At 79.3% G+C, this 2191-nt stretch carries 1 pseudogene; it reads right to left on the bottom strand.

The features are described from left to right. A pseudogene (locus ABZW03_RS40085) lies at nucleotides 1-2191 on the bottom strand (AfsR/SARP family transcriptional regulator); the annotation flags it as partial.

The raw sequence follows: 2191 nt of genomic DNA, 5'->3' as shown, positions 1-2191 counted from the left end.
ACCGGGGCGACCCGGCCGCCGCCCTGCTGGAGGTGCTGGACCCGGCGCAGAACCACACCTTCCGGGACCACTACCTGGAGGCAGCGGAACCGCTCGGCCAGCACCACCAGCCGTACGCCGCGCCTGGTCCGCTCGGGGTCGCCGTCCCGGGTGCCCCCGTCCAGCGCGACCAGGCCGAGCGCCAGCAGCAGCGTCCCGGCGAGCGGGCCCTCCACCAACGCGGCCGGCCGGCCGAGCAGTTCGGCCAGCCGCCGCGGGAGGCCGGCGGCCAGGGCGGCCACCCGGTCCAGCTCGCCGTGCCGGGCGTGCGCGGCCACGCAGACGGCCACCAGCTCCAGCGCCCAGGACCGGTCGGCGGAGGACTCGGCGGCGAGGCCCGCCAGCAGCTCGACCGACCGCCGCCACAGCGCCAGTCCGCCCGGCACGTCGCCCCGGGCGAGGGCGAGTTCGGCCCGGGCGCCCAGCTCGGGGGTGAGCAGGTCGACGGCCTCCGCCGGCCGGTGCCGCACCGCCAGCTCCAGCCAGTGCTCGGCGCCGTCCGGGTCCCCGGCCTGCAGACTGCCGATCACCATGCCCCAGCGCAGGCCCAGCATGTCGTTCCAGTCGCCGAGCCGGTCCAGCTCCGCCATCGCCGCGCGCAGCAGCGGCAGCGCCTCGGCGCCCCGCTCGCCCTGCAGGTGCAGCTCGCCGAGCCGGGCCAGCGCGAGCACCCGCAGCCAGGGCACCGGCAGCGCCTCGACGGCCGCCAGCGTCCGCCGCGCCGCGGCGGTGGCCCGCTCCAGCCGCTGGGCGCTCTCCCAGCGGTAGGCGGCCACCGCCTCGGCGACACCGGCGAGCAGCGGTTCGGGCGCGGCGCACAGGGCCGCCAGCGGGCCGCCGTCCGGGCCCTCGTCCGTCTCATCGGGGCCGCCCGGCGTCGGGCCGAACACCTCGGGGACGGCCGCCATCACGGTGGCGATCGCCCGCACCGGGCTGTCCGGCGCGGCCGGGGGCAGCCGCCGCAGGACGGCGAGCAGGCGCAGCGCGCCGGTGCCGGTGCCGAGCCCGCCGCCCGCGGCGAGCAGGGTGTTGACGGTGCTCAGCGCGGTCAGGGTGCGCACCGGCTCCAGCAGTCCGGGCCCGGGGCGCAGCCGCGAGACCGGGCCGCCGGTGGACTCGGCGAGGGCGAGCAGCCGGACGTAGTTGCCCTCGGTGGTCCACAGCCCGGCGAGGACGGCGGCGGTGGCGGCGGTCGTCGGCCCGTCCCCGGCGGCGAGCGCCAGCCGCAGCGCGTGGACCAGGTTGTCCTGCTCGGCCCGGACCAGCCGCCACTCCGGTACGGCCGCCGGGCCGAACGGGCCGTCGTGGTGGGCGAGGCCGAACTCCCGGGCCCAGCCGAGGAACCGGGCGGTGACGGCCTCGTCCTCGGCCGCCTTCGCCCGCTCGGCCGCGCCGAACTCGCGGACGGTCTCCAGCATCCGGAACCGCCCGCCGCTCGGGGTGTCGGCCAGGCGCAGCAGGGACTGGTCGACCAGGTCCTCCAGGACGGTGAGCACGCCCAACGCGTCGGAACCGTCGAGCAGTTGCGCGGCGGCCTCGGCGGTGAAGCCCCCGGGGAAGACGGAGAGCGCGCGCAGGGCGGCCCGGCCGGGCGGGTCCAGCAGGTTCCAGCTCCAGTCCACCACCGCCTGCAGCGTGCGGTGGCGCTGCGGCGCGTCCCGGGGGCCGCCGCGCAGCAGGGCGAAGCGGTCGGCCAGCCGGGCGGCGATCTCCGGCACCGCCAGCACCCGCACGCGGGCCGCCGCCAGCTCCAGCGCCAGCGGCAGCCCGTCCAGCCGGGCGCACAGCCCGGCGACCGCGGCGGCGGGCAGGTCGACGTCGGGGCGGGCGGCGCGGGCCCGCTGGGTGAACAGCTCGACGGCGGCCGCCCGGTCCAACTCCGGGAGCAGGTACACCGATTCGGCGGAGATCCCGAGCGGGGTGCGGCTGGTGGTGAGCACCCGCAGGTCCGGGCGGGCGGCGACCAGCGCGTGCACCAGGTCGGCGACCCCGCCCACCACCTGCTCGCAGTTGTCCAGCACCAGCAGCACCGGCCCGGGGCCCAGCGCGGCGGCGATCCCCGCCTCGTCCCCGGTGCCGAGCGCGGCCGCCACCGCTCCGGCCACGTCCTGGTCGGCCGCCACCCCGGCGAGCGCCACCAGGTGCACCACCA

Source organism: Kitasatospora sp. NPDC004799 (assembly GCF_040609095.1).
Classification (GTDB): domain Bacteria; phylum Actinomycetota; class Actinomycetes; order Streptomycetales; family Streptomycetaceae; genus Kitasatospora.
The sequence above is the reverse complement of the archived record's forward strand: the minus strand, read 5'-3'. Positions and strand labels throughout refer to the sequence as shown.